This window comes from Bacillus sp. UNC125MFCrub1.1, assembly GCF_000701305.1.
Lineage (GTDB): Bacteria > Bacillota > Bacilli > Bacillales > Bacillaceae > Bacillus > Bacillus altitudinis.
In genome coordinates this window covers 382679-408680 of sequence record NZ_KL370769.1, presented here as the reverse complement: position 1 = coordinate 408680, position 26002 = coordinate 382679, and the positions used below count along the sequence as shown (strand labels likewise).

The 26002-nt window shown below is 38.9% G+C and carries 30 protein-coding genes; 23 read left to right on the top strand and 7 right to left on the bottom strand.

Annotation, left to right across the window (positions count from 1 at the left end; genetic code table 11):
• Nucleotides 1–70 precede the first annotated feature (70 nt).
• The 4 genes from hflX to glnA all read left to right on the top strand — a co-directional run bounded on the left by hflX (nucleotide 71) and on the right by glnA (nucleotide 4529).
• Entirely contained in the window at nucleotides 71–1333 is a 1263-nt protein-coding gene (gene hflX / locus N521_RS14880) for a GTPase HflX (RefSeq protein ID WP_035391981.1), read from the top strand.
• A gap of 18 nt (nucleotides 1334–1351) precedes the next feature.
• Nucleotides 1352–2632 (top strand): methionine gamma-lyase family protein, encoded by a 1281-nt coding sequence (locus N521_RS14875; RefSeq protein WP_035391978.1) that lies wholly within the window; start codon nucleotides 1352–1354, stop codon nucleotides 2630–2632.
• Between the two features lie 91 nt (nucleotides 2633–2723).
• Entirely contained in the window at nucleotides 2724–3134 is a 411-nt protein-coding gene (locus N521_RS14870) for a MerR family transcriptional regulator (RefSeq protein ID WP_007499423.1), read from the top strand.
• A gap of 60 nt (nucleotides 3135–3194) precedes the next feature.
• Entirely contained in the window at nucleotides 3195–4529 is a 1335-nt protein-coding gene (gene glnA / locus N521_RS14865) for a type I glutamate--ammonia ligase (protein ID WP_007499421.1), read from the top strand.
• 101 nt (nucleotides 4530–4630) lie between these two features.
• On the opposite strand, the gene N521_RS19395 is transcribed toward glnA, so the two are convergent.
• Together N521_RS19395 and N521_RS14855 are read right to left on the bottom strand one after the other, a co-directional pair.
• Nucleotides 4631–4891, bottom strand: a complete 261-nt coding sequence (locus tag N521_RS19395; RefSeq protein WP_076821685.1) for a YesK family protein — start codon at nucleotides 4889–4891, stop codon at nucleotides 4631–4633.
• A gap of 34 nt (nucleotides 4892–4925) precedes the next feature.
• Nucleotides 4926–5345 (bottom strand): hypothetical protein, encoded by a 420-nt coding sequence (locus N521_RS14855; RefSeq protein ID WP_008343966.1) that lies wholly within the window; start codon nucleotides 5343–5345, stop codon nucleotides 4926–4928.
• A gap of 191 nt (nucleotides 5346–5536) precedes the next feature.
• Between N521_RS14855 and N521_RS14850 the strand changes: the two genes are divergently transcribed.
• The 9 genes from N521_RS14850 to N521_RS14815 all read left to right on the top strand — a co-directional run bounded on the left by N521_RS14850 (nucleotide 5537) and on the right by N521_RS14815 (nucleotide 13681).
• Nucleotides 5537–6376, top strand: a complete 840-nt coding sequence (locus N521_RS14850; RefSeq protein WP_017359024.1) for an SMI1/KNR4 family protein — start codon at nucleotides 5537–5539, stop codon at nucleotides 6374–6376.
• A gap of 29 nt (nucleotides 6377–6405) precedes the next feature.
• The gene (locus tag N521_RS14845) at nucleotides 6406–6843 is read left to right on the top strand and encodes an NUDIX hydrolase (RefSeq protein ID WP_017359023.1); all 438 of its coding nucleotides are present in this window, start codon (nucleotides 6406–6408) and stop codon (nucleotides 6841–6843) included.
• Between the two features lie 419 nt (nucleotides 6844–7262).
• On the top strand, nucleotides 7263–8354 hold the full coding sequence (locus N521_RS14840; protein ID WP_017359022.1) for a Rap family tetratricopeptide repeat protein: 1092 nt from the start codon (nucleotides 7263–7265) through the stop codon (nucleotides 8352–8354).
• A gap of 2 nt (nucleotides 8355–8356) precedes the next feature.
• A complete protein-coding gene (locus tag N521_RS19920; protein ID WP_255201816.1) occupies nucleotides 8357–8491 on the top strand; it encodes a hypothetical protein in 135 nt (44 codons plus the stop codon).
• A 524-nt stretch (nucleotides 8492–9015) separates the two neighbouring features.
• The gene (locus tag N521_RS14835) at nucleotides 9016–9204 is read left to right on the top strand and encodes a hypothetical protein (RefSeq protein WP_017357918.1); all 189 of its coding nucleotides are present in this window, start codon (nucleotides 9016–9018) and stop codon (nucleotides 9202–9204) included.
• A 104-nt stretch (nucleotides 9205–9308) separates the two neighbouring features.
• The gene (locus N521_RS14830; protein ID WP_008343962.1) at nucleotides 9309–9644 is read left to right on the top strand and encodes a hypothetical protein; all 336 of its coding nucleotides are present in this window, start codon (nucleotides 9309–9311) and stop codon (nucleotides 9642–9644) included.
• A gap of 561 nt (nucleotides 9645–10205) precedes the next feature.
• Complete coding sequence (locus N521_RS14825) at nucleotides 10206–11084, top strand: hypothetical protein (RefSeq protein ID WP_008343961.1); 879 nt, start codon at nucleotides 10206–10208, stop codon at nucleotides 11082–11084.
• Between the two features lie 183 nt (nucleotides 11085–11267).
• Nucleotides 11268–13193: a T7SS effector LXG polymorphic toxin gene (locus N521_RS14820; RefSeq protein WP_035391974.1), complete on the top strand. Its 1926-nt coding sequence runs from the start codon at nucleotides 11268–11270 to the stop codon at nucleotides 13191–13193.
• Nucleotides 13194–13198: 5 nt separating this feature from the next.
• A complete protein-coding gene (locus N521_RS14815; protein ID WP_008343959.1) occupies nucleotides 13199–13681 on the top strand; it encodes a TIGR01741 family protein in 483 nt (160 codons plus the stop codon).
• 69 nt (nucleotides 13682–13750) lie between these two features.
• On the opposite strand, the gene N521_RS14810 is transcribed toward N521_RS14815, so the two are convergent.
• On the bottom strand, nucleotides 13751–14212 hold the full coding sequence (locus tag N521_RS14810; protein ID WP_035391971.1) for a macro domain-containing protein: 462 nt from the start codon (nucleotides 14210–14212) through the stop codon (nucleotides 13751–13753).
• Between the two features lie 165 nt (nucleotides 14213–14377).
• Between N521_RS14810 and N521_RS14805 the strand changes: the two genes are divergently transcribed.
• Nucleotides 14378–14920, top strand: coding sequence for a GNAT family N-acetyltransferase (locus tag N521_RS14805; RefSeq protein ID WP_035391969.1), 543 nt, complete (start codon nucleotides 14378–14380; stop codon nucleotides 14918–14920).
• Nucleotides 14921–15060: 140 nt separating this feature from the next.
• Complete coding sequence (locus N521_RS14800) at nucleotides 15061–15642, top strand: undecaprenyl-diphosphatase (RefSeq protein WP_035391967.1); 582 nt, start codon at nucleotides 15061–15063, stop codon at nucleotides 15640–15642.
• Nucleotides 15643–15700: 58 nt separating this feature from the next.
• On the opposite strand, the gene N521_RS14795 is transcribed toward N521_RS14800, so the two are convergent.
• Nucleotides 15701–16072 carry an iron chaperone gene (locus N521_RS14795; protein ID WP_035391963.1) on the bottom strand — a complete coding sequence of 124 codons (372 nt, stop codon included), beginning with the start codon at nucleotides 16070–16072 and terminating at the stop codon, nucleotides 15701–15703.
• 384 nt (nucleotides 16073–16456) lie between these two features.
• On the opposite strand from N521_RS14795, the gene N521_RS14790 reads away from it, so the two are divergent.
• From N521_RS14790 to N521_RS14765, 5 genes are all read left to right on the top strand, one after another.
• Nucleotides 16457–17110 (top strand): CotZ-related putative spore coat protein, encoded by a 654-nt coding sequence (locus N521_RS14790; protein ID WP_035392640.1) that lies wholly within the window; start codon nucleotides 16457–16459, stop codon nucleotides 17108–17110.
• 74 nt (nucleotides 17111–17184) lie between these two features.
• A complete protein-coding gene (locus tag N521_RS14785; RefSeq protein WP_008343952.1) occupies nucleotides 17185–17529 on the top strand; it encodes a DUF3992 domain-containing protein in 345 nt (114 codons plus the stop codon).
• 44 nt (nucleotides 17530–17573) lie between these two features.
• Complete coding sequence (locus tag N521_RS19390; RefSeq protein ID WP_197025617.1) at nucleotides 17574–18791, top strand: BclA C-terminal domain-containing protein; 1218 nt, start codon at nucleotides 17574–17576, stop codon at nucleotides 18789–18791.
• Between the two features lie 244 nt (nucleotides 18792–19035).
• Nucleotides 19036–20148: a response regulator aspartate phosphatase gene (locus N521_RS14770; RefSeq protein WP_035391960.1), complete on the top strand. Its 1113-nt coding sequence runs from the start codon at nucleotides 19036–19038 to the stop codon at nucleotides 20146–20148.
• 462 nt (nucleotides 20149–20610) lie between these two features.
• Complete coding sequence (locus N521_RS14765; RefSeq protein WP_008343948.1) at nucleotides 20611–20832, top strand: hypothetical protein; 222 nt, start codon at nucleotides 20611–20613, stop codon at nucleotides 20830–20832.
• 39 nt (nucleotides 20833–20871) lie between these two features.
• On the opposite strand, the gene N521_RS14760 is transcribed toward N521_RS14765, so the two are convergent.
• Entirely contained in the window at nucleotides 20872–21567 is a 696-nt protein-coding gene (locus N521_RS14760) for a YoaK family protein (protein WP_008343947.1), read from the bottom strand.
• Nucleotides 21568–21601: 34 nt separating this feature from the next.
• Entirely contained in the window at nucleotides 21602–23467 is a 1866-nt protein-coding gene (locus tag N521_RS14755) for a DNA ligase D (protein ID WP_035391957.1), read from the bottom strand.
• 115 nt (nucleotides 23468–23582) lie between these two features.
• Between N521_RS14755 and ku the strand changes: the two genes are divergently transcribed.
• Nucleotides 23583–24431 carry a non-homologous end joining protein Ku gene (ku, locus tag N521_RS14750; protein WP_035391954.1) on the top strand — a complete coding sequence of 283 codons (849 nt, stop codon included), beginning with the start codon at nucleotides 23583–23585 and terminating at the stop codon, nucleotides 24429–24431.
• A gap of 28 nt (nucleotides 24432–24459) precedes the next feature.
• Here ku and N521_RS14745 read toward each other — a convergent pair whose 3' ends face one another.
• A complete protein-coding gene (locus N521_RS14745; RefSeq protein WP_035391952.1) occupies nucleotides 24460–24903 on the bottom strand; it encodes a DUF2188 domain-containing protein in 444 nt (147 codons plus the stop codon).
• A gap of 159 nt (nucleotides 24904–25062) precedes the next feature.
• On the opposite strand from N521_RS14745, the gene N521_RS14740 reads away from it, so the two are divergent.
• Together N521_RS14740 and N521_RS14735 are read left to right on the top strand one after the other, a co-directional pair.
• A complete protein-coding gene (locus N521_RS14740) occupies nucleotides 25063–25536 on the top strand; it encodes a VOC family protein (protein WP_008343944.1) in 474 nt (157 codons plus the stop codon).
• 48 nt (nucleotides 25537–25584) lie between these two features.
• Complete coding sequence (locus N521_RS14735) at nucleotides 25585–25998, top strand: Rrf2 family transcriptional regulator (protein WP_008343943.1); 414 nt, start codon at nucleotides 25585–25587, stop codon at nucleotides 25996–25998.
• Nucleotides 25999–26002: the final 4 nt, after the last annotated feature.

The window sequence follows — 26002 nt, the reverse complement described above, 5'->3', positions numbered from 1 at the left end:
TGGTATACGTGTGGTGTGTTTGGTATGATGGTACTACTGAAACTTAAGTACAGAAAGGAAACAACTGACGTTGAATGAACATGAAATGATCGAAAAAGCGATCCTTGTCGGCTGTCAACTGCCGCATATAACGGATGAACGCTTTCAATATTCTATGGAAGAATTAGCTTCCTTAACCAAAACAGCTGGCGGTGAAGCTGTCAGCATCATGACGCAAAAAAGAAATAGACAAGACAGCGTAACTTACATCGGGAAAGGGAAAGTGGAAGAGCTTGAAGTGCTTTGCGACGAGTTAGACTGTGACGTTATTATTTTTAACGACGAGCTTTCGCCTAGCCAGTTAAAAGCTTTGGCGACTGCCTTAGATGTGAAAATCATTGACCGTACGCAATTGATTCTAGACATCTTTGCCAAAAGAGCTCGTACAAGAGAGGGGAAGCTGCAAATAGAGCTTGCCCAGCTTCAGTATGCCTTGCCGAGACTGAGTGGACAAGGGATCAGCCTTTCAAGACAAGGCGGCGGAATTGGCGCAAGAGGTCCAGGTGAAACAAAACTTGAAACAGACAGACGTCATATTCGAAACCGCATACACGAAATTCACGGACAACTGTCTGCAGTCAAAGAACATCGCACGAGATACCGGGAACGACGGAAGAAAAATGGCGTATTCCAAATCGCTATTGTCGGGTACACAAATGCCGGGAAATCTACATTGTTTAACCAGTTAACAGAAGCGGATAGCCATGAAGAAGATTTGCTGTTTGCTACACTTGACCCAATGACGCGTAAAATGACACTTGAATCTGGCTACAGTGTACTGATTTCCGATACAGTTGGTTTTATTCAAGACCTTCCAACCACACTGATTGCAGCATTTCGTTCCACTCTTGAAGAAGTAAAAGAAGCAGACTATTTGCTTCATGTGATCGATTCTTCGAATGAGGATTATGAAGGGCATGAACGAACGGTTCATAAGCTTTTAGAGGAATTAGAAGCTGACCGTATTCCGATGCTGACTGTCTATAACAAAAAAGACCAAATCCGGCCGGATTTTATCCCTTCCTCAAAGCAGCGCCACATTTTAATCAGTGCTAGGCGCGAGGAAGATGTGAAGCGGTTAAAAGCGGATATCATGGCTGAACTGAAAAAAGATTTTTTAAAGCCATATCATGTAAGAATTCCGGCATATGAAGGAAAACTCATATCTGCCTTAAAGTCAGAAACCTTGGTGGAATCACTGGAATTCCAAAAGGAAGCAGAGCTTTATGACATCACTGGATTTAGTGGTGAAGAGCAAACCATATTAGGACAAATCAAGAAGTATATGTTGTAGGAAAGGAATTAAATCACGATGTTTCACACTTTAAAACATGGCACCATTTTAGAAAAAATAGCAGCAGAAGCAGAACAAGACATTTCACAAATACATCAGCAAATTGATCGAAAGAGCGAACAAAATGAGTGGCGGGTTCTTGAAAGCTACCGAAAACATAAAGTCAGCGACTCTCATTTTAACCCGACAACTGGTTATGGCTACGATGATATGGGAAGAGACACGTTAGAAAAGATCTATGCGGATGTATTTGGAGGGGAAAGCGGTCTTGTACGCCCGCAGATCATTTCTGGAACACATGCCATTTCCATCGCCTTATTCGGTGTGCTAAGACCTGGTGATGAATTGATTTACATGACGGGGAAACCCTACGATACCCTAGAAGAGATTGTCGGGATTCGCGGCAAAGAAGGGACAGGCTCATTAAAAGATTTTCAGATCGATTACAAAGCCATTGATTTGCGTCAAGATGGATCTGTCGATTTCGACAAAGTCAAAGAATCTATTTCCCAAAAAACAAAAGTCATCGGGATTCAGCGTTCTAAAGGCTATGCGTCAAGACCATCCTTTACAATAGAAGAAATTGAACAAATGATTTCATTTGTGAAAGACATCAATGAGGACATCATTGTGTTTGTTGACAACTGCTATGGTGAATTTACTGAATTACAAGAGCCGTGTCATGTGGGCGCAGACCTTATGGCAGGTTCGCTTATTAAAAACCCAGGCGGCGGCCTTGCCAAAACGGGTGGCTACATCGTCGGAAAAGAAAAATGGGTAGAAGCTTGCTCTTATCGAATGACATCTCCAGGCATCGGCAGTGAAGCGGGTGCATCGCTGTATGCGCTTCAGGAAATGTATCAAGGATTTTTCTTAGCACCGCATGTTGTTGCACAAAGTTTAAAAGGTGCCGTGTTTACAGCGCGTTTTCTTGAAAAACTCGGGTTCCAAACAAACCCGTCGTGGAATGCGAAAAGAACCGACTTGATTCAATCTGTAGAATTTGGAGACCCTAAAAAAATGATTGCATTTTGTCAGGCGATTCAATATGCATCACCGATTAACAGTCATGTCACACCGCATACAAGCTATATGCCGGGATACGAGGACGATGTGATTATGGCAGCGGGCACATTTGTCCAAGGAGCCAGCATTGAATTATCAGCTGATGGTCCGATTAGACCGCCTTACACAGCCTATGTTCAGGGCGGTCTCACGTATGCCCATGTGAAAAATGCCATTTGCAGTGCTGTAGATGCCTTACTAGAGCAAGGTTTTATTGAAGTGCCTGCTCGATAAAAAAATCCATGTTAATATTCCTAACATTTCGTTGACACATAATATAACATGACATATAATAAATTTAAGCAAAGAGGAGGAGACAGTTGAGATGAGTGATAACATTCGCCGCTCAATGCCTTTATTCCCAATTGGGATTGTCATGCAGCTAACAGAATTATCTGCAAGACAAATTCGCTATTATGAGGAAAATGGTTTAGTATTTCCAGCTAGAAGTGATGGGAATCGCCGATTATTTTCTTTCCATGATGTTGATAAATTACTAGAAATCAAAAACCTCATCGAACAAGGTGTAAACATGGCAGGAATCAAAAAACTTTTTGCCAAAGCTGAGGCAGAAAATCCATCGTCTGAAACAAAGACAGAAGAGAAAACCACAGCGAAGCACAACTTGACAGATGATGAACTCAGGAAGCTACTGAAGAAGGAACTCATTCAGGCTGGACGTTTCCAACAAGGAACGACCTTTAGGCAGGGGGATATGTCAAGGTTCTTCCGTTAACCAATTAGCAAAAGCATTGCTATACACATTTTACCTTTTGTAGGGGAGGAGTTTTACGAAATGGCAAAGTACACAAGAGAAGATATCGTAAAATTAGTAAATGAGGAAAACGTAAAGTACATCCGTCTGCAATTTACAGACATTCTCGGAACAATTAAAAATGTTGAGATTCCTGTGAGCCAGTTAGAAAAAGCTCTCGATAACAAATGTATGTTTGATGGTTCATCTATTGAAGGGTTTGTACGTATCGAAGAATCAGATATGTACCTATATCCAGATCTAAACACGTTTGTTATTTTCCCTTGGACAGCAGAAAAAGGTAAAGTGGCACGCTTTATTTGTGACATTTATAAGCCAGACGGAACACCATTTGATGGAGACCCTCGTAACAACTTAAAGCGTATCTTAAAGGAAATGGAAGAACTAGGATTTAGTGATTTCAACCTTGGACCTGAGCCAGAATTCTTCTTATTTAAATTAGACGAAAAAGGCGAGCCAACGCTCGAACTAAACGATAAAGGTGGATACTTTGACCTTGCACCAACAGATTTAGGTGAAAACTGCCGCCGTGACATCGTGCTTGAGCTTGAAGAAATGGGCTTTGAAATTGAAGCGTCTCACCACGAAGTAGCACCTGGACAGCATGAAATTGACTTCAAATATGCAGGCGCTATCCGTTCTTGTGATGACATTCAAACGTTCAAACTCGTTGTTAAAACAATTGCGAGAAAGCACGGACTTCATGCGACATTCATGCCAAAACCATTGTTCGGTGTAAACGGATCTGGTATGCACTGTAACCTATCATTATTTAAAAATGGTAAAAACGCATTCTTTGATGAGAAAGCAGACTTACAATTAAGCGAGACGGCTAGACACTTTATCGCAGGTATTGTGAAGCACGCAACAAGTTTCACAGCGGTCACAAACCCAACGGTGAACTCTTACAAACGTCTTGTACCTGGTTATGAAGCACCTTGCTACGTAGCATGGAGTGCACAAAACCGCAGCCCATTGATTCGTATTCCAGCATCACGCGGCATTAGCACACGTGTAGAAGTACGCAGTGTAGACCCATCTGCAAACCCATACCTTGCACTAAGTGTATTACTTGCAGCAGGTCTAGACGGAATCAAAAACAAACTAGACGCACCAGCGCCAATCGACAGAAACATCTATGTCATGGACAAAGAAGAGCGCCTTGAAAACGGCATCGCTGACTTACCTGCAACACTTGCAGAAGCACTTGAGCTGCTCAAGTCAAACGAAGTCATGATCAACGCACTAGGCGATCACTTATTCGAGCACTTCATCGAATCAAAAGAAATCGAATGGGATATGTTCCGCACCCAAGTACACCCATGGGAACGCGATCAGTATATGTCTCAGTATTAATCAAGAAACCCCTTGGAGCCATTAGCTTCAGGGGTTTTTTATTTTAATTAGTATATTTTTATAATCGAAAGAGCCACTTCTTATGCAGAAGTGGCTATATGTTATTTACTACTAGAATAACTCAAGATGGCATTTATAATTAAAGTAATCACAGATGCAATCAGTAAAGATATACTGATTGCACCCAATCCTAAACCTTCCCAACTTCCTACGAAAAAACTTATTAATAATAAGATAATACTTATGATGATGAGAATCGATGGTATTCCATACTGTAAAGGAGCATTCTTTCTTTTAAAGATAACAGAAACAACAAGTATAACGATCGTAAGGATAACTGTTAGCAGCCAAAATGATGACATTTATTGACCTTCCTTCTTTTAAAAATATATGAAATTATTTTATTTCCTCATCCATTACTTTCTTATACTTTTCAAATTCAGAATCTTTCATTTCTCCGTTCATTTGTAATAGAAAATTCCCTTTTGAATGGGTGTGAGAGAAGAACATAGATCCAGCATTGCCTAACTCATCATAATAGGATTTCGCCTGCTGTAAATCAGTTTCATTTCCAAATTTAAAAATCCTTCCACCAGCATTTTCACCTAAGGAAGGAATAAGAATTCTTTTTCCTTCTTCTCTTATATTTCCAAACTCTTTTTGTTTAAGATCAGATGGTTTTTCTGCTTCAAGCCCAGCACTTTTAAAAGCTTCAATAATATTGGCTGTCGTGAGCTGTTTTTCATTTGATGCTGCGCTACTGCAGGCTGTTAGCATCATTAAACAAATAAAAATGAATATAGATAATTTCTTCATATTGGATCCTCCTGATTTTTAGGTGCAAAGGAAATTTTACATGAAGTACCTTCTTTTTACTATCGTTTCGACAAAAATAGACAACGTGAATGACTAAGTAACTAATATTCTTCTTTTATTTTGCCTAAATTGTTAAATATACTCAGCAAGATGGTATACTTATGTGCATATTTTACTAGGAGGCATTCATCTTGAAATCATTTTGGGAAATAGACGAGGAAGGTTACTATACGTTAAAAAAGGTCAACGAAGCAGAAATAGCTAAGGCTGAAAAGAAACTTGGTATCACTTTGCCAGATACATATAAAAAGCTCATATTAGAACAGAATGGTGGTTATACCATTCATAATGCTTTTCCAACCACTCACTCTAATTCATGGGCCGAGGATCATATTCAATTTAATCACCTGCTGGGAATTGCTGAAGATGAAGGAATTATGGATAGTGCCTATTTGATAAAAGAGTGGGAGCTGCCAGAAGGGCTTGTCTTAATTAACGGGGATGGTCACACTTGGGTAGCGATGGATTATCGAAAAACGAAAGAGAATCCTGCCATTCATTATTTTGATGTTGAGATGGAAGAAGACTTTAAGTTAGCTGATTCCTTTGATGAATTCATTGAGGGGCTTTATACAGCTGAGTATACTGTTGATGAGGAAGCAGCAGCGGCTGAATATGAACTTTCTGAAGATCATTTAAGTAAAGAAGAACTCGAAGCTATATTTGAATTGGACGTGCTTGATGAAGGTAATCTGTATAAAATTCAATATTACCCGATGGTTGATTTGAACGAAAATGAATGGTTTTTTAAAAAGATGCAATATCACATTGAAAAAACAAAAGATGAAGATGATCTTTATCAAGTAGCTGATACGATTATTAACATTCTCTTATTGAATCCAAATATGCCAATTAATAATAATATTAAAGAGCTGGTGCAACAAATATCCGATTTCTTACAAAGTAATGAAGATCCACTTGTAGTAAATGTAGGCGAACTTATTCTTAGTCAGTTCGAGAGTATTATTTAAGGTGAATTTTAAGAAAAAGAGGTTAAGCAATGAGAGCACCGTATCAAGTATTGATATTTCCTTATATAGAAACTGAAAATTCCATTCTATATGCTATTTTTCATCGAAGCGATTATGGTTATTGGCAAGGAATAGCTGGTGGTGGGGAAGATGGTGAGGCTCCTATTGAAGCAGCAAAACGGGAAGCGTTTGAAGAGGCTGGTATTATAAGAGAATGTCCATATATAACACTCGATTCTGTGTCTTCACTACCCGTAGAGGATGTAGTTGGTGAATTTCTTTGGGGAAAAGATGTTTATGTGATAAAAGAATTTTCTTTTGGCGTTAAAGTTTCTACAAAAAATATTAAATTATCTAAAGAACACGTTGATTATAAATGGGTGTGTTTTGAGGAAGCGGTAACTCTTTTAAAATGGGATAGTAACAAAACAGCTTTGTGGGAACTAAATAAAAGGCTATCAAAATAATTGAAATGTTGTTAACAAAGCCAATAGTAGAACGAGAATTAAACGGAAGAAACTTTGCTACACCTCTAAAGCAAAGCTCTTTTGCTTCTTCAATCAATTCAGGTTCCTCCTTACATAGTGAAATATGAAGTATCCTATCAAGTTCTTCTTTAGGCGCATTCCCAATAAAACATTTAAATAACCCTGTGTTCATCTAAGTCCTTCTTTTTATTTAAGTAAATCAAAAATCTACACTTTACTTTATTTTATTTTTGAAAAACTTCTAAATAGCGAATGAGAACAAAAGTTTGATTAACGGTTTGGATTTCATGTATTTTGCGGGATACCGAAAACTTTTAAAATAAGCACCTTGTCTTTACATATGTTGTAAATGTCATGTTAAAATTATACAAAGGAAATGATAGCAAGGGGGTAATGGAATGTCGAATTTGATTGCTTCTGTAGATGTAGCAAACACTCTCAACAAATGGTATTTACATATTAAAAAGAGGGAAGTTTCACAAGCAGTAGAGTTGAGGGATGAGATTCAAGATATGTTAGACGAAATGGAAGAAAATCAAGATGTTTTACTCTATTTCAATATTCTTGATTACAGGTTTAAGGTACTGATGGAAGATTTAGTGGGGCAACCAACAATAACAGAAAGTGAAAGAGTCAAAACAGATGACATGCTAAGGTTTTACTTTTATCTTTTTAAAGGTATGTATGAGAGTGCAAAGAATAACTATTCAGAAGCTCTAGTCCTATTCAGAGTAGCTGAGAGACAACTGGACAAGGTACATGATGAAATTGAAAAGGCCGAATTCCATTATAAAATTGGTACACTCTACTATTTCAATAAGGTCACGCTCCTTTCTCACCATCATCTACAAACAGCAAAGGACATCTACAAGGGTCATGAAGGCTACAGCATACAGACCATAAACTGTAATATGTTGTTGGCACTGAATTTGATTGATGATGGTAGACTAGACAAAGCTGAAAAAATGCTTTTGGATTGTGTTGAGAGACTAATTGAAAAGAATGATAAGAGATTGTTAGCGTTAGCTTATTATGATCTAGGATTTCTAAAAATTCAGGATGACCACCATATAGAAGCAATTGAATATTTCAACAAAGCAATTTCCGCAGATGATCTAAAACAGTCAGCTCCCGTTTCATACTTACAATGTGCGTATGAATTTGCAAGATCAAGCTATAAATCAAATCAGTTGGATCAGGCAATAAGTTGGGTTGCTGAGGGGAAAGCCTTTTCTAAAGAACAGCAGAACACAAACTTTATTTTGAAATTCAATATCCTTGAGAAATGTTATACAACACCACAGGAAAGCTCTGAGGATATTAAGAAAGAACTAGGACTTTTGGAAGAAAGAAAAGCATATGTTGATATAGAGGCTTTAGCTCCTGATGTTGCCTCCATTTATAAGAAGTTAAATCTTTATGAAGAAAGTAACTATTTCTTGGAATTGGCTTTAAAATCTTGTACGCTTATAGGAAAGGAGGTCATATGATCATGAAAAAAGTAATGATGATGATTACTACTGCTTTGCTATTAGGTACAATTCTTGGAATGCCTGTTGTACAACAAACTCAGTCAGATGTTAAAGATGAGATAGTGTTACTTTCCTCAAGAGGTGCAGGATCATAAAAGGGATAGGGTTTTAATTCATCACTGCGAAGTATAATTGTTTAAAAAATGATAAAGTGGATTAAAGTGTCAGGCTCCTTATGGTATAAAAGAATATGCCATAATGGAGTCTTTTTTATATTAGATGCTCCATTTACTTTGATGGCAGCGTATAGAGATACTAAAAAACAAATGAATTTATTAAGCTTTTTGAAGAGGAAACTTTTAATGTCAGTTAGAGAAAATATGGGTATTACCCAATTTCACTGTATATATTTATGTGAGAGCTGTATAAAGTATGGGATTCTGAAAAGCTGAAAAAATGTATGAAGAATTTCAAGATGTTTTTATGAAGAAAGAGAAGAAAACAATTTGAGGTAAAAACAAATATAGTACATACTTTCAATTTTGTTACTTAAATCCTAAATATGGAACTGACTGTAGAATGTTGAAACTGATTGTTTTATAATTTCACGGTAACATAACTTTCTCTGGATTGTAATTAAAAGTATAAAACGTAAGTGAAAGTATATCGGAGGATTTGGATGATAAAAAAAGAAGTTTTTCAAATAATTTTGTTTACAGTCCTTTTAGCAATTTTTCTTTATCAAGGTGTACAAAGAGATTTTCCTTTTGAATATCTGATTACCTTAGTTGTGTGCTATGTTGCTGTAATAGTTTATAGAATTATAAAAGTAATGAAATATAAAAAGGAGCAAAGTACAGTTAAGTAGTTTGAGCTATTTTTGTTTGCGGTGTCCGCAATCACTATTGGGATCAGACGTTTGAGGTCATGGCTCTTTGGCATGTTGACATTTAACTTCGGAGGTGCTTTTATATGTCTATTCAAGTGAACGATGATGATGTTTTAGAGATGTGTAATATATATGCTCAAGAAACTCATCACAGAGAAGCATTGATTTTAGGAAACAGGAAGGGTCTATTGGAATTAAAAAATGCGATAGATCAGGCTTTAAAAACTGGTAGTGCTGTTGCAAATTTATACCCATCTGATTTTGAAGGGTATGAAACTTGTATTGCTCTAGTGGATGATGAAAAGCAGTTTGAGAAATTAATTACTCCTTATGTAGAGGAATATACACAAGATGATGATGCGATTGATCCAATTGATATTATTAAAGACTACGATTCCAAAAAAGAAAAACTCTTATAATAGGGTTTTTCTTTTTTTAGTGGAGTATAGTTTCACCTTTTTTAGCTTTGTGTTTACTTGGAGTAAGGGATGGAGAAAGTTATGTAGGTGTGAAAATAAATAAATGGTAAACAGAATATTACAGGGTGGCATTACAACCCCAAGTGATTTGAGATGCAAAAAATTAATAAGTGTCTTAATGATTGCTATCATAATTTGATGAAGTTGTGATGGAGTTTGAACGTGAAAGTAATCTATGTGAGTACTGCCTACCGAAGTGTAGACTATAAGAGCAACTTTGCTAAATCATTTTTGAAAGGTCTTAAAAAATATGATATCGTTGAGAAAAAATTGTTGGGGGGATGTAAATGAAACGCACATTATATATGTTGTTAGGAGCCATCATTTTAACTTATTTTACTTTGATTTTACCTTTTTCAAAAATATACAACAGTGGACTGTTTGAAGTATTGTCTTTTTGGTTAATTCTAATCTTTGTATTTTCTTATAATAATAAAAACCATACTTGAGATATTTACGATTTTTTCTTTATATGGTAGTGTGTGGGCGGAGGTGTTTGGGATGAAAATCAGGTTCATACTCATTTTACTAGCTTTCGTATTCTCATTGACAATGTTTGGGGGTATTTCAAGTGCAAAAAGTAAGGAAACTAAAGATAATACAAGCCAAGAACATTCAGTCAAACTTGAAGTTGTCAAGTCTACTACATATTATAATTCACTAGATGGAGAACGAATTGAATATAATTCTGAGAATGAAAAGCGGATTGCAAAAACAAAATTAGAGGACATAAAGAAGTATAAAAAGCTCACAGGAAAAAGTATTTCATACGAAGATGTAGGGTTGAAAGATAATGGTGATTTAGGAGAATCTGATAAAATACATACCTTATCATCTTTACCGCCAACCGATCCGGCAACAAATAGCAAACTGCTTATTTCTCAACAAGTTTTTTATAAAGGTACATCTGGAACTAATTATAAATATCAATATCATTCTTATGCCGAATGGTTTAAAAAGCCTGTTAACCATAAAAAAGATGCGTTTGCAGTAGCTTGGGATACATCTGCAGTCCCTTTATCAGGTACTTTTGAGGGGTATTGGCAGCAACAAAAGGCCGTTGCTGATGGTAAAGGTGGCCTCACACATGTAACAGAAGATAAACAACTATCAGCTGATACAGACTCATACAAAAATTATGGTCATGGAGTTATTCTTTCACCTGGCTATGGAGATACTCAATTTATAACAATGGATAGAGATGTACTTGTTCCAAAGTCTAAAAAAGGAGATCCTGCAAATATTATCACAAAATATCATCACACTTATGCAACAATAAATGGTATTTCCATTAGTGTTGGCCCAGCTTCAATAAGTTTTAGTGATAGTTGGGGAGATGATTTAGTTACAGAATATAGCTTTGTATATGGAGATAGATAAGAGAAGAGGGAAGCCCTTCTCTTTATTAGGATTCCTTATTAATTCCTATTGATAACAGCATCTCATTCAATGAGTATGTTCAAATTCTTCAAAATTGGTTAAAAAACGATAAAGTGGATTAAAGTGTCAGGCTCCTTATGGTATTCTAGTAAAAGAATATGCCATAAAAGGAGTCTTTTTTATATGAAAATATTAGATGCTCCATCTTTACTATCAGCTGTAGAACAGAGATCAAAGGCCTATCATGAGCTTCAAGAAGAAATGAAACTTGTGAAAAAAGCATTAAAAAGTGTGTCGGGCTTAGGTGATGAATTTACTGGAAAAGGTGCAGACAATATCAAATCTTTTTATGAGGATCTTGCGCTGTACACAGACACATATCTTGATTTTATCGATATGCAGAAAGCTTTTTTAGATGGGGTGAAAGGAAAGCTTGATGATGAATCATTAGGCGGGAGTACTTTTATTGATGATCACTTTTTAGACACTCAATTGAAACAAGGGATTCAGAACAATAAAGATATGGTCAAAGAACAAAAAGAGGCACTTTCCACTATTTTTGATGATATTAGTGATTTAATTGAATTACATACTTTTTCAAGTAAAGAGGTCAATGAACATTTAGACGATGCGAACAAAAAAAGAAAAGAGACCATTGAAGTTTTACATCAAATAGACAATGATTTAAAAACGGAATACGCAAAGTCAGAAGCGGTTGAGAACCACCTCAACACTTTTTATGCAAAGATGATGGCTGCTACTGGAAAAGGAAAGAATGCGCAGCCAATGTATTATGATGCAAAAGCATTTCATGAGACAGACGTGTACAAGAACCATGATCAAATTGATGCTCAAGTAAAAGCCTATTTAAAGGTGAAAAACGAAGAAAAAGAAAAACGAAGAATCAAAGAATTGAAAGAAAAGCTCAATGATCCTTCGTGTCTATCAGAAGCGAAATACTTTGAGATTGTAGACGAGATCGGATATGAGAATCTCACATATGATCAAAAAATGTATTACAGCCAGCTTCTCCAAATCAAAGCTCAGGAAGAGGCCTCGGAGGTATTTATTGATAGTGTCAAAGGTGCTGCAGTTGGTCTATATGATGTGGCAAAAGATACAGTAGTTGGCATCTACGATCTTGTGACAGATCCTGGAGGTGCCGTTGAATCTGTCGTAACGGCTGTTTCTCATCCAATTGAAACGTCGAAAGCGATTGGAAAATCTATTTCTGATTCATTCCAAAAAGAGGTCATTGAAGGTGATGCCTACTCGAGATCACACTGGTTCGCCTATGCGACTGGTTCTCTAGCAGAAATTGTCTTTGGGTCTAAAGGGGCAGGAGCCATCACAAAAACAGGGACAACAGCGGCCAAAACAACAGTGAAGAAAGGCCTTGAACAAGGAGCAAAATCATTAGATAGAGTCTCTATTCCTGGTCTATTGCCATATTCACCAAAGTTTCAAATGGCTGGTGGACCGAAGCTCCCGTACAATGTATTTGATGGAGAAAATCTCAAAAATAAACTCCTCTCCATGGCAAAGCGTCTAGACAACAACTCAGGATACGGTACCTCTCAGACAGGCAGAAGATTACCAGCACCTAAATCACCACCGACCGTTGTCAGTTACGGAGAGCACTATGTGCGATGGAAACGCAAAAAGGTATTAAAACCGAATGTCGTTTATTCAACAAAGCAAGGTTACACCTACACAACAGATCACTATGGCCGCATTGTCAAAGTCGAAGCAAGTGATTTAAAATATGGAGAGATGAAAAGAAACCAATATGCTCAATCCAATTCAGGAAAGCCGGATCGATTACTGGATGATGATGGAGGGCATTTAATTGCATCTATTTTTAAAGGGTCTGGGGATATTGATAACCTACTTCCGATGAATTCCCAGATTAATCGTAGTGGCGGGAAATGGTATAACATGGAGCAGGAATGGTTGGCTGCACTCAAAGAGATTCCACCTAAACATGTAGAGGTAAGTATTGAGCCTATTTATCAAGGTGATTTGCTAAGACCTGATAGTTTTTTTGTGGAATATAAAGTAGGAAAAAGTTATGTTCAAGAATTTATCAAGAATCAACCTGGAGGTTAAAGATAATGGAATCAATAGAACACTATTATAAAAAGATAGCAGAATCAATTAATGAATTAATACCATATGATTGGGATAAAGTTTGGATGTATGCAGAAATCCTTGATGATTCGGCTGGAATTACATTTTGTTTCAACGAGACTAATAGTGAAGAGTATGTTTATGGACATGAAATTCCACTTAAATATAATGTAAGTAAGTCAACATACATTCATTTATTATACGAACTAAGTAAAACTTTTGAAGAATTGAAAAAAGCATATATACAAAATGATTTAGGTGCTTGGACAACAGCTACCCTACAATTAGATAAAACAGGGAAATTCTCGATTGATTATGGCTATGAAGATATTTTATCTATAGGGCTTTATGGTATCCAGAGAAGAGCCGTATGGGAGTATAAAACGTTCGGGTTTTTACCAGAAGACGAGAAAGATAAAGAAGCTGTGCTAAATTATTTGAAAAATAAAGAAGAAAATAGCAAATAGCAAATGACCCTCCAAATGAATGAAGGAGGGTTTTTGTAATATTTGTTTCATAAGAATTTCCCATTTTACCTATTTAAACCGATAAACCGTCACTTCACACTCACCAAGGACCTCTTCTATCATCTCTCGAACAACCGTCCAATCGCCACCTGCCAAGCCGCAGCCGATCCCATAAGGAATGGCGATAGAATGAAGGAGGTTCTCTTCATTTGGATTTGTCACTGTCTGTTTTAGATGTTCAAAGCAGCTGCGTAATGCGTCGTCATCTGTTTGTTTTGTTTTTCTTCCGTATCCAACTTGAGCGAATAAGTTGGCAATGGTTTTTCCGTCGTTTGTTGTGATGAGCTGGACGGAGCTTAATAAGTCATCTCCTTGTTCTGCACATAAACGTTTATAGTCTTTATACACATTTGGGTATTTGCTTTTGATTTGCTTTGCTAATCCTGCTCCCATGACACCCTTACAATTCACTTGGTGACAGATGATATCTTCATCTGCGTCTAAAATATTGCCTTCTATCGTTTTGATCATTTCAAGTCATCCCTTTTCAATAAAATGCAAACTTATGTTCTATTATATCAGTTTTGGTGACATTATGTTTAAAAAAATGGATACGTTCATACGATCAAATTGGCAAAAACAGTCCATGACATCTAAAATAGTGAAAGATAAAGAAAAAGTAGTAAGGAGAGTCTTATGGATAAAATAGAAACAAATCGGTTAATTCTTAGACCATTTCGTGATGAAGATGCACCCGGAATGCTTGCATACTTGTCTCAACCAAGAGTGAATTGTTTTCTGGATGATCAAATCTCTACATTAGAAGAAGCGGTAGCTAAGGTGCAAAAAAGAAAAGCAGATCACTCTTATATGGCGGTTTGTTTAAAAGAAAGTCAGTTGATTATCGGTGAACTGTTTTATCTAAAAGATGAGCCGGATACGTATTCGATTGGCTGGAATTTTCATGCGTCATATGAAGGGAATGGATATGCCCGTGAAAGTGCAGAAGCTCTCTTGTCGTATCTATTTGTCAATCAAGGAGCAAGGCGCTTATATGCATATGTAGAGGATGACAATGATCGATCTCAAACATTATGCGAACGTTTAGGTATGAGGAAAGAAGGCTTCTTTCTTGAGTTTGTTTCATTTACTACAAATGAGGATGGCACACCTAAATATGAAAATACCTATCAATATGCTTTGCTGAAAAAAGAATGGGAGCAGTTTCATTCTAAATAGTGCTTTGTTTCTTGGTATCCGGATGACAATGAAGTGACAAAAATGTGAGATGATCCCTTTATTTTGTTCGCTCGATCGATGTCACGGTCTTCTTTTTTCATTTATCCTTTTCCTAAACGAAGCAAAAGGAATGAAATGAGATGCAGGAGTTTAATGAACGGGTATTTCGGTCGATTAATCAACTTAGTATGAATCACGATGTCTTAAATCCAGTTCTTATTGGATTGGCTGAATATTCAGTGATGTTCATTGCGATCATGTTTTTGATCATGTGGTTTCAAAATCGGAGCAGAAGAAACAGATGCATGATGATATCTGCTGGGTTGACCTTTATCTTGGCAGAGATGCTAGGGAAAGTCGCTGGGCTCTTTTATTCCAATCAGCAGCCCTTTGCAGAATTGAATCAAGTCAACCTTTTAATCGAAAAGGAAGTGAACAACTCTTTTCCGAGTGATCACACCATTTTTATTTTTTCCATTTGTATGGTCTTTTGGCTTTTCCACAAGCGTCATATTTATTGGCTTTTCATTGCCTGCGCTGTAGGATTTTCAAGGATTTGGGTAGGTGTTCATTATCCATTTGATGTGTTGGCAGGTGCTGTGATCGCCTGTTTAACGGCGGTAACGGTTGTTTATTTGCCGCTATTCCAAAAGGGCGTTAATGTACTTCTGTCGTGCTTTGAATGGGTGGAGCAGAAATGGGCCGGAGAGAGAACCAAATAAAATGTAAGTCTCACGAAAAAACACCCCAATCTGTTATGAAATCAGATCGGGGTGTTTATTATTTTCGCCAAAATGTGGAACAATCTGCTTTGTCTTCAATGTTAAATTCAATGATTTTTTTAAGTAGAGGATAGTCAATCGGTAAGCTTTCCTTCATCCGAAACATCTTTTTTCCATGGTCATAACCAGCTTGTACAATATCTGGTGAAAAGTGTTCAATTCCTTTACCTTCTGGTGCGACAGAAATGTGATGTTTTGCGACGCTAAATCCGATAATAAATGTGCCATGATCTGTGAACATGGGCTGATTCCAAGCAATTTTTGGCTCTAATTGAGGGAATGTGTCTGAAATCCATTGTAAGATGTCTTGCGTGCGCTGTTTCAGCTCTGGATTACCGATATTGCTTACATATTCTTCAAAAATCTGCATTGTTTTCATCCTCCATATTCATCAAGCCTCAGACGGGATTCGAACCCGCACTCCTTTCGTAAGCATAGGCTAGGGGGCAACACGCTTCCCTACGGAATTTCACCGACAGGAGTTTCACCTGTCTCAGCTCATTTGCTTTTCGGTGCTTCTGAAACCCTTGCCTTGCGACCCGCTAGCTACAATTGTTTTACGGCGCTCTTCCCTTCTAGAGCTACTGAGGCACGGAAGTTCTTGTTCATATTATATAGAGAAACTTGAAAAATGAAAAGCTATGCTCATCATCTAATCCAATCGCACAAAATAGTCAAAGGCACATATGATAAAAGACCATATAGTTATGTATACAGCATGGAATTGGGCTGATTGAAAGTGACAAACCTGTTGATGAGTAAACTAAAAGAGATAAACAATCAAACAAAATTAGAAGGCTTTACTCACAAACGTTCGATGAGTTCTCCCTTTTTGCTCACCATGGAAGATGGGGAACCTTTTTACTCATGGGTGTTTTTTGAAAGAAGTGTGTTTAAGACTTGCTATTTTTCTTTGAGCTCTATCAATGAAAAGCAGAATTGTGTGCTGTTGGAACTTCTTGTACCGTGCTGCAATAGATCAACATGCTGTCAAAAAGTTTTGTATCGATCCAGTTCGAAAATTCTTGTAGATCTTTCTTTTTTATGTGGAATGATTGAAGTAGAGCTTCCTGTATATGATGCGCTTATTTTAAAGAATATAGAATCTCACCACATCTTTCTTTGTTTTTCCACAACGCCCAGTTCGGTGGAAGTATGGCGGAATGGAACAAAATTTCTCAATACGGCAACTGTTGTGTTGCATCATCAAGATCATCAGGATGTACCAGTCGCAATTAGGATTCAAACTGGTACATTTTGTTATGATCTTCTTGTCCAAAAAGGAGAAAGTCGTGCGATTACTGTGAAAGATGTGAAATTTATCTTGAAATCTCCATCAACTGAAAGTGTGCAAGCACGATTAGACATGCAAATCAACATGGTGCAAAGAAGAAAAATAAAGCTTTGAAGCTGTGATAATCGCACAATCTTCAAAGGTCAATGGATCATAGTCTATCAAGACTAGGTTGAAGGAGGGTTAAAATGGCTATTTTAGGCGGATGTAGTAATGAACAAGCGGGCTTTGTAAATGATGCAGTATGCTTCACACTTGATTTAGCAGCAGCAGCTGATGCAGTTGTCGTCTGGACAGATGGAACACCTTATGTCATAAACGGAACCATCATGGTGGAAAACAATGGGATTGTGGCTGTAGCACCTACCGTGGCTTTAGAGGTAAACGGTACAGCTGTTCCTGATTTCACGGTACCGCCAGGAGAGAGTCGATCCATTACGCTCAGTGATCTGAACTCGATTGGGATTTTAGCTACTGGTGGAACCTCGACTGGAAGTATTGTCGTTTCGTTTTCTCTCAATTATCAGTATTAGTGTGTGTGTCTTGAAGATTCCACAGTTTGAAAGTAGTGTGAGACATGTGCGCCCAACTTAATATGTGTGGAGGAATAACCGGTCCAACGGGAGCCACGGGTTCAACGGGAGTAACTGGCCCGACTGGAGCCACGGGTTCAACGGGAGTAACTGGCCCGACTGGAGCCACGGGTTCAACGGGAGTAACTGGCCCGACTGGAGCCACGGGTTCAACGGGAGTAACTGGCCCAACGGGAGCCACGGGTTCAACGGGAGTAACTGGCCCAACGGGAGCCACGGGTTCAACGGGAGTAACTGGCCCAACGGGAGCCACGGGTTCAACGGGAATAACTGGTCCAACAGGAATAACCGGCTCAACGGGAGTAACCGGTCCAACCGGCCCGACTGGAGCCACGGGTTCAACGGGAATAACTGGTCCAACAGGAATAACCGGCTCAACGGGAGTAACTGGCCCAACCGGAGCCACGGGTTCAACGGGAGTAACTGGCCCAACGGGAGTCACGGGTTCAACAGGAGTAACTGGCCCAACTGGTGCAACGGGCTCAACAGGAGTAACTGGTCCAACGGGAGCCACGGGTCCAACAGGAATAACCGGCTCAACGGGAGCCACGGGTCCAACAGGAATAACCGGCTCAACGGGAGCCACGGGTTCAACAGGAGTAACCGGCCCAACCGGAGCCACGGGTTCAACAGGAGTAACCGGCCCGACTGGAGCCACGGGTTCAACGGGAGTAACTGGCCCAACGGGAGCCACGGGTTCAACGGGAATAACTGGTCCAACGGGAGCCACGGGCCCAACGGGAGTAACTGGTCCAACCGGAGCCACAGGTGACACAGGTCCAACCGGTACTAGTTTAACAACTAACTCGATGTACGCATCCAATACGTCGGGAAGTACGGTGCTGGTTGTTTTGGGCGGAACGGCAGTGACGCTGCCTAATAACCAAAGTTTAGATGGATTTACCGTAAGTGGTGGTAATACGGTGTTTACTGTACCTGTTTCAGGACGATATTTCATCACGTATCAAGTAAATACAAACGCTGCACTTCTGGCAGGAACAAGAGTAATTAACAACGGAACCCCCATAGCAGGGTCTATTTTAACACCTGCTTTATCTACATCTACCTACAATGTATCTCTCATTACAACACTTGCAGCAGGGAATCAAATTTCTCTTCAAATATTCGGTTTAGTCGCAACCGTAGTATTACTTGGCGGGGGATCTGTTGGAGCGGCATTAACCATTATCAGATTGGAATAAATCCAAAAAGCCCAATAAGGGCTTTTTTTCAATTCAACCGTGTCCTTTAATAGAAAAAAGACGGATTTTTTAGTGTATGCATCATTGACTAGGAGAAAGAAACGCAATAACAAAGGAATCGGTTATTGAAGATTCAAGTGATTCATATTAAAATGATGTCAAATGGACGAATTAGCAATTGCTAATAGAAGTTCCATATTTAGTGAAATCATGTGGTGTAGCTGAAGGTGATTGGGGGTGTAGAATGAGCAAAGTTCCTGTGGCGGAATTGGCATCACTATTAAATGACTGGAACATGGAAATCAAAAAAGATCATGCAGATGAGGCAGAACGGCTATTTGCTAAAGCGAAACAAGCAGTAGAGGAAATTGATGATGCTGACATCCTCATGTATTATTCTCTTCTTGAGAAAAGGCATCATATTCTGATGTACAATTTAAGAGGGCAAAAAGGCAATGTTTCAACGAAAAGTAAAGAAGGCCATTATGGGAAAAAAGATGATGATTTGTCTAATCGCCTTGCTTACTATTTTGATTTTTATGAGGGTGTGTATGAACAGCATCAGGGGAATTATGAGGTTGCATTACAGATGTATCAAAGTGCGGAAAAGCTCTTAGATAAAATTCCAAGTGAAATCGAACGCGCTGATTTCGATTTTAAGGTCGCGTGGCTTTACTATCGCCTGAGTCATATCATGCTTTCATTAAGTTATATTCGCAGGGCTCTACACGTCTATAAACGTCACAAGCACTATGAAAGAAGAACTGCACTTTCATATTCTCTTATTGCAGCCAACCTTACAGAGATTGGCAGGTACGAAGAAGCGCTTGAGAATTATCGTTTGGCGGAAGAGGTGTTGACGAGCGAACAGGATGATTTTATGCTGGCTCAGCACCATCATAATGTCGCCATTTTATATTCATTTTGGAATAAACCGAAAGAATCTATACGACATCTTGAAAAAGCATTGTCTCATCAAGAGTATTATGATTCAGATTTCTTTTTCCATTCTACGTATCTGATCAGCCGGGAACTCTGTGTGATTGGTGAAAAGCAGCGTGCAAGTCAGTATATAGATGCTGCATATGCCCGAATGAAAGAAGCTTCTCATGAAGTGTTTCAGCTCAAAATAGGCATCGTACATGATCTTTACTTAACGAATGTGCCACAAAGATTTCAGCAAATTAATGAGAAATTAAGAAAGTTAGAAGAAAAGAATGAATATCATGAAGTGAAAGAGCTTTCTCACTTTGCTGCAAAGTATTGTGAAAAGCAAGCACTTTATGAGCAGTCTGTTTTTTACTTGAATAAAAGTTTAGAAGCGGATTTACATATGAAAAGAATGGGGTTGATATAAGATGAAAACAGGATTAAAAGTATTATTCGTTGTGGGTTTAGCGGTCGCTGCGGCTGTTTTAACTGAAAATGTAGCGGGTTCTTTCGAAGTAGCAGAAAAAATCATTGGTGGTTAATCACCCAATCATATCTCGCCCTTGTTGATGATCATCAGCAAGGGTTTTTTATATGGGTGAAAATAGGCTCTTCTTATTAAACGCTGCAAGAACGTTTAATAAGAAGAATTCGCAACAAAGGGGGTGTGCAAATTTGTTACCTGCTCCATTATTCTAAATAAACATAGGGCAGAGCAACAAGTTAAAAAGGTCACCTTTCTTTGCTTAATTTAATTTTTTGCAGGACTTTTCATTCAAATTTCATCAAATTGGTCTATAGTACATAGAAATTGTTACAAAAGAGGGAACACCGCTCCATTTGTCACGCATATGATGAGATGAAGTGTAAGTTGAAGGCAGGTGATTGTATGGATCCACGGGTGTATGGAGGCTTTCATGGCGGCGGTTTTAGCGGAGGTGCAGTGGGACCTCATATTGGCTTTGGCGGGTATTATGTGAGCCCTGGCGTGTTCTCGGGCTTAGGAGGTTACCCTGGATATGGAGGGTTCGGGACGTTTTCTGGATATTCTCCATATGGCTCCACATTCATTATGGGGCGTCCTCCTGGTTTTTATGTAAGAAGTTATTAATGTTTCATCACAGTGATTGAAATAGCCATCTAAGATTGGCTATTTCAATTGGTGAAAGTGCTTAAATGTAGCTGTGATCACAATAACCCCTAGGATGCAAATAGGCAGCCAAATGATGATAAACGGATCGTAAGCATCTGTATACGCAGCTAAAGCAGCACCTAGGCAGTAAAAGACAATAGAACCGATTCGCAGCAAGCTCACATGCTGAATAGGGGCTTTTCTTTTTTCCCGATTTGATAAGCGTTGCGCCAAATCTTCAAATAAGTTAGCAAGTGTACTCGTTAAAACTGTTGTAGAAATGCCAGCGACATTTAATTTGCGTGCGGCCGCCGTTTGCATGCCCATCGCCATACTTAAAAGGATAATCAGCATAAAATAAGCACCTTGCGTATAAGGAAAAATGGTCATAAGAGCAAATAGAAGCAAGATGATGACTTCTATGATAAAGATGCGTGTAACGGCTTTTGGCCAAAATGTTTTTTCTTGTTTTCCACCTATGACAACAGCTAGTAAAACACCTAGAACAAATCCGCTAAGTGCCGTGATGGAATGAAGAGCGGTTAACTGCAATGAACTGCCTGCTGCAATGCCAAGCAGTACAATATTTCCCGTCATATTTGCTGTAAACACATGCCCCAGGCTTAAATAGCCAATAACATCCACTATTCCTGCGGTAAGACATAAGAACATCAGTGCAATGTTTCGTATTGAGTGTGCGGTCAAAATGGTCATCCCTTTCTTCCTCTCTAATGAATAAGTGTAACGCTTAATGACCGCGTGTGTCCATTTTATGAGCTGGTAATATGTCCTGCAGCTGATATAAAACTTGTCGAAAAGAATCATCATTCACATGGTGCCTCATTTTCCGGAATGGATCGCCTTTTTCCTTTAGACGTTTTATAACAGCCGGCATCGTAAATAAAGAAGGGTGACATTCTTCGCTATTTAATTCTTCCCATTCAATCGGTGTTGCAACAAGTCCGAGCTCGTTTCCTCTCGGGGAATACGGGGCGATGATTGTTTTTCCAGCATCATGTTGAAGGTAGTCTAAATATAAACGGTTGCCGCGGTTTTTCTTTAGACGCTCTAGCGTAAACAGCTCGGGTGCTTGTTCGCATAAAAATTGGCAGATGAACGCAGTGAATTGTCTAGTTTGTTCATATGTGAAGGCATTTTTCTTCAATGGGATATAAACTTGCAGCCCTTTCCCACCACTTGTTTTAATAAATGCGGTGAGAAAGAGTCCATCTAAAATGGCCTTGATTCGTTTGGCTGCTTCTATTGCTAGGTGAAACTCTTTAACAGAAGGCGGATCTAAATCAAATACAATTTCTACAGGCCGATCTGTATCTCTCGTTTCAAAAGGAATATGAAATTCCATCGCCAGCTGGTTACCAAGCCAAAGCAACGTGTCAGGATCATTACAGATTGTGTAAGAAATATCGTTCGCTTGATCTGTCTCAACAAAATCAGGCGCATAATCGGGCGTTGCCTTTTGATAAAAAGATTCTCCACCAGTGCCATGAGGAAAGCGTATTAACGTAAGACGTCTTTCACGTAAAAAGGGTAATAAAAAGGGAGCGGCTTGCCTCAAATAAAGTAAGTAATCTGCCTTTGTGATATGAAGGGCAGGTACAACCGGTTTCTCTGGGTGGGTGACGTCAATCATAGCTGGGAGCGGATAAAGCTGTTTGAGCATGTGTTGAAAGGTACACGTTGCTGGATCTGCATCGAATAAAAACGAAAAGAACCGGGGCTCTCGTAAGGCTGATCCATCAAAAGAAATACAGGCGATCTTTGCGACAATGGATGGTGGGATTTCATAATGTGATGCTCCAGTCATTTGACCTTTGGTTAGAAATAAGGTGCGCAGGGTTTGTTCTTCTTCTTTAGAAAAACCATGCTTAAATTGGACAACCTCTAAGAGATTCGTTTCTTGATAAAGACATCCTTGAAAATAGCCATTGTCTTTATCAAAACGAGTCACGATGACAGATACATACCGCCAATTTTTGATTTTGAGCCATTCTTTCGAGCGGGTATGTTCCTGCCATTTACTCATCTTCTTTTTAGCAACTAATCCTTCCGCTAAATAGGTCAGCATGATTTTTTTCATGTCATCAGGGCTGGTATCGGTTTGGATGATTTGAAGAAGAGAGGGGTGATTCAGCTGAACGGAGGGAGGAAGATTTGCAGCTTGGAACACCTCATGCAGCTCAGCTTTTCTTTCAATCAGCGGTAAATCAACGAGGGATTTCCCTTTGCATCTCAATAGATCAAATGCAATCAAATGACATGGAAACCGCTTAGCCTGGCGTTGAATGGTTTCTGTGTTTTTCAGGCGGCTTCTTTGCTGAACCTTTGTAAAGTCGCTTTCTTGTTCACTCAGTAAAAAGACCAATTCTCCATCTAGGGTCAGCGGTAAAAAAGGTGCAAGCTGCTTTGTTAGTTGCTGGCACTGATCAATGACTTCAGGAAATTGTTTGTTTAATCGTTTTCCCGCTCTGCTCTCTAAATGGATGGCGTCTTTTTCCCATATAAGAATGGCCCTAAAGCCGTCATATTTTAATTCATACAGCCAGTCTGCTCCAGCAGGAATATCATGTGCAGACGTTAAACGCATCGGTTTCATTGTGTTTTTCACTTCCTTACATCATGTGTTCTTATGGTGGGATGAAATTTTCATAAACATACATAACTCTGATGAAAACATTACATAGTAAGAAGAAAAGAACGGAGGCGTTACGATGCATACAGTATGGAAGGGCGGCATTAGCTTCGGACTGGTGAATATTCCAGTCAAGCTGTTTACCGCTACAGAAAACAAAGATATTAAATTAAGACAGCTTCATAAAGAATGCCATACGCCGATTAACTACAAAAAGGTTTGTGCTAACTGCGGCGAGGAGGTAGCGCCAGAGCAAATTGTAAAAGCGTACGAGTATGCCAAAAATAAATTCATTGAATTGGATGAGGAAGAACTCGAAAGGCTGAGAAAAGAAAATGAAGAAAAAGCCGTCGAAATTATTGATTTTGTGAAGATAGAAGAAATCGACCCCATCTATTATGAAAGAAGTTATTTTCTATCTCCAGATACCGGCGGAGCAAAGGCTTATTCATTATTAAGAAAAGCGTTGCAAGAATCAGGGAAAATCGGTGTAGCCAAGATCATGATTCGCTCAAAGGAGCAATTAGCGATTGTTAGGTGCTACGAACATATTTTACTAATGGAAACCATTCATTTCCCTGACGAAATTAGACAAGTATCAGATGTCCCGAATATCCCGCAAGAGGAAAACATCGTGAAGAAAGAATTAGATACGGCACTCCTTTTAATTGAGCAGCTGACCACCACATTCGATCCAGCCGCTTATCGCGATGAATACAGAGAGCAGCTGATGAATGTCATTGGAGACAAAATTTCTGGAGAACATACCGTTCAACCAGAAACGACAGGTAAAAAAGAGGCTTCATCCAATGTCACTGATTTGATGGCCGCTTTGCAGGCTTCTATCGATCGATCAAAACCAGAAAAAACGAAAAAAGCAGCACCTAAGAAAAGAAAAGCACCCGCTAAAAAAGAAAAGAATGCATAAAGAAAAGACCGCTCGCCAAAGGGCGGTCTTATTTTGGCTTCACTACATCCTGAATCGTCCCGTCTGATCGGTGGATGACAACTGCTGTTCCTTTTTTAGATGAAATCTCTTTCGCGCGGTCGATGGCTTCCTGTTTCGTTTCTTTTACCTCACTTGCACGCTTCGCTTTTTCAGTTTGAACCGCCCAGCCTTCATCATGTTTCACGACATGCTGCGCATGATCCATGAGCTCAGGTCGTGCAGAGCTGCTTTTCTTAGAAGGAGTCACAGAACCATGAGAGTGAAAGTCCTCCATTTCTTTTTCCGTCGCATTCTTTTTCCACTCTTTCGCTTGATTGATCGCAATTGGAATCGCTCTACCTTCTTCATAGCCTTCCTGCACCATTTTGTTGGCAATCTCAAGTGCTTTTTTTCGAATGACTTTGTCTAGTGATTGGAATGAAGCTGGATAATCTTCCATTGTCCAAGGCATATTGAACGCTCCTTTCTTTTATTTGAACACCTTCCCCCATATGCAATGGATCAAACATTTAACCATCTCAATCCAATGGCTTGGTTGAAATACATCGTTTTGCTGAGGAAGAATGTTTTCAATTCCTGCACAATAGAAGATAGTAAAGGAGTGATTGAAATGATGATGAAAGGCTTGTATGAAGCACATTTACCTGTGAGTGATTTGAAGGCATCCATTTCTTTTTTTGAAAAATTGGAATTAACACTTGCTCATGAAAATGAACGAGTGGCCTTTTTATGGATTGAGAAAGGAAAGAGCTGGCTCGGCCTTTGGAAGGTTGATATGTCCACTGTTCCATATCATCCAGCGACGCGACATGTGGCCTTCCAAATAGAAACATCCAACATTGAGCAGATCAAAGAATGGCTGATAGAAAAAGGGATCAGCATTCATCCGATGTTTGGTTATTCGGAAGAGCAGCAGCCTTTAGTTCTTGATAATCCGCCACAATTTCATGCCGCGATTTACTTTCTTGACCCAGATGGCAATTTGCTTGAATGCATAGCACCGCTTGAAATTGATGCAGGAGAACATCATGAGATGATGACATTTGAAGATTGGGAAAGAAAGAAACATCCGTTTATTGATTGACAAATGCATTCATTGTAACTATATTGATTACAACGGTGGTGAAGGAATGTGAAACAAATTAGCAGCAGGTATACCATTGCTGTTCATATCTTGTCATTTATTGCGGGTGTTTCAAAAGAGTGCACAGGGGATTTTATTGCAGAAAGTGTCAATTCAAATCCAGTCATTATCAGAAAAATGATGGCTATGCTCAAAAAGGCGGATCTCATTGAGATTCGCCGAGGAGTTGGCGGTGCTTCCTTAAAAAGGCCGGCAGAGGACATTACTCTACTAGATGTGTACCGGGCTGTGGATGTAAGCGCAGATGAAGAGTTATTTAACTTTCATCAACCAGTCATTGCATGTCCAATTGGTCAAGCCATGGATACGAGACTGCGGCAAGAACTTAAAGAAGCACAGTCCGCACTTGAGCATCACCTTAAACAAGTGACAATTAAGCAATTATTAATCGAGGCGGAGTAGAAAA

Bases quoted from the DNA above. Each gene is read 5' to 3' on its own strand.
- N521_RS14815 (WP_008343959.1), top strand. From the start codon at position 13,199: ATGGAATCAATAGAACACTATTATAAAAAGATAGCAGAATCAATTAAT.
- N521_RS14810 (WP_035391971.1), bottom strand. From the start codon at position 14,212: ATGATCAAAACGATAGAAGGCAATATTTTAGACGCAGATGAAGATATC.
- N521_RS14845 (WP_017359023.1), top strand. From the start codon at position 6,406: ATGAGAGCACCGTATCAAGTATTGATATTTCCTTATATAGAAACTGAA.
- N521_RS14825 (WP_008343961.1), top strand. From the start codon at position 10,206: ATGAAAATCAGGTTCATACTCATTTTACTAGCTTTCGTATTCTCATTG.
- N521_RS14875 (WP_035391978.1), top strand. From the start codon at position 1,352: ATGTTTCACACTTTAAAACATGGCACCATTTTAGAAAAAATAGCAGCA.
- N521_RS19920 (WP_255201816.1), top strand. From the start codon at position 8,357: ATGAAAAAAGTAATGATGATGATTACTACTGCTTTGCTATTAGGTACA.
- N521_RS14830 (WP_008343962.1), top strand. From the start codon at position 9,309: ATGTCTATTCAAGTGAACGATGATGATGTTTTAGAGATGTGTAATATA.
- N521_RS14770 (WP_035391960.1), top strand. From the start codon at position 19,036: ATGAGCAAAGTTCCTGTGGCGGAATTGGCATCACTATTAAATGACTGG.
- N521_RS14765 (WP_008343948.1), top strand. From the start codon at position 20,611: ATGGATCCACGGGTGTATGGAGGCTTTCATGGCGGCGGTTTTAGCGGA.
- ku (WP_035391954.1), top strand. From the start codon at position 23,583: ATGCATACAGTATGGAAGGGCGGCATTAGCTTCGGACTGGTGAATATT.
- N521_RS14755 (WP_035391957.1), bottom strand. From the start codon at position 23,467: ATGAAACCGATGCGTTTAACGTCTGCACATGATATTCCTGCTGGAGCA.
- glnA (WP_007499421.1), top strand. From the start codon at position 3,195: ATGGCAAAGTACACAAGAGAAGATATCGTAAAATTAGTAAATGAGGAA.
- N521_RS14790 (WP_035392640.1), top strand. From the start codon at position 16,457: ATGAGTAAACTAAAAGAGATAAACAATCAAACAAAATTAGAAGGCTTT.
- N521_RS19395 (WP_076821685.1), bottom strand. From the start codon at position 4,891: ATGTCATCATTTTGGCTGCTAACAGTTATCCTTACGATCGTTATACTT.
- N521_RS19390 (WP_197025617.1), top strand. From the start codon at position 17,574: ATGTGCGCCCAACTTAATATGTGTGGAGGAATAACCGGTCCAACGGGA.
- N521_RS14805 (WP_035391969.1), top strand. From the start codon at position 14,378: ATGGATAAAATAGAAACAAATCGGTTAATTCTTAGACCATTTCGTGAT.
- N521_RS14785 (WP_008343952.1), top strand. From the start codon at position 17,185: ATGGCTATTTTAGGCGGATGTAGTAATGAACAAGCGGGCTTTGTAAAT.
- N521_RS14745 (WP_035391952.1), bottom strand. From the start codon at position 24,903: ATGCCTTGGACAATGGAAGATTATCCAGCTTCATTCCAATCACTAGAC.
- N521_RS14870 (WP_007499423.1), top strand. From the start codon at position 2,724: ATGAGTGATAACATTCGCCGCTCAATGCCTTTATTCCCAATTGGGATT.
- N521_RS14820 (WP_035391974.1), top strand. From the start codon at position 11,268: ATGAAAATATTAGATGCTCCATCTTTACTATCAGCTGTAGAACAGAGA.
- N521_RS14800 (WP_035391967.1), top strand. From the start codon at position 15,061: ATGCAGGAGTTTAATGAACGGGTATTTCGGTCGATTAATCAACTTAGT.
- N521_RS14760 (WP_008343947.1), bottom strand. From the start codon at position 21,567: ATGACCATTTTGACCGCACACTCAATACGAAACATTGCACTGATGTTC.
- N521_RS14855 (WP_008343966.1), bottom strand. From the start codon at position 5,345: ATGAAGAAATTATCTATATTCATTTTTATTTGTTTAATGATGCTAACA.
- N521_RS14795 (WP_035391963.1), bottom strand. From the start codon at position 16,072: ATGCAGATTTTTGAAGAATATGTAAGCAATATCGGTAATCCAGAGCTG.
- N521_RS14740 (WP_008343944.1), top strand. From the start codon at position 25,063: ATGATGATGAAAGGCTTGTATGAAGCACATTTACCTGTGAGTGATTTG.
- N521_RS14840 (WP_017359022.1), top strand. From the start codon at position 7,263: ATGTCGAATTTGATTGCTTCTGTAGATGTAGCAAACACTCTCAACAAA.
- N521_RS14835 (WP_017357918.1), top strand. From the start codon at position 9,016: ATGATAAAAAAAGAAGTTTTTCAAATAATTTTGTTTACAGTCCTTTTA.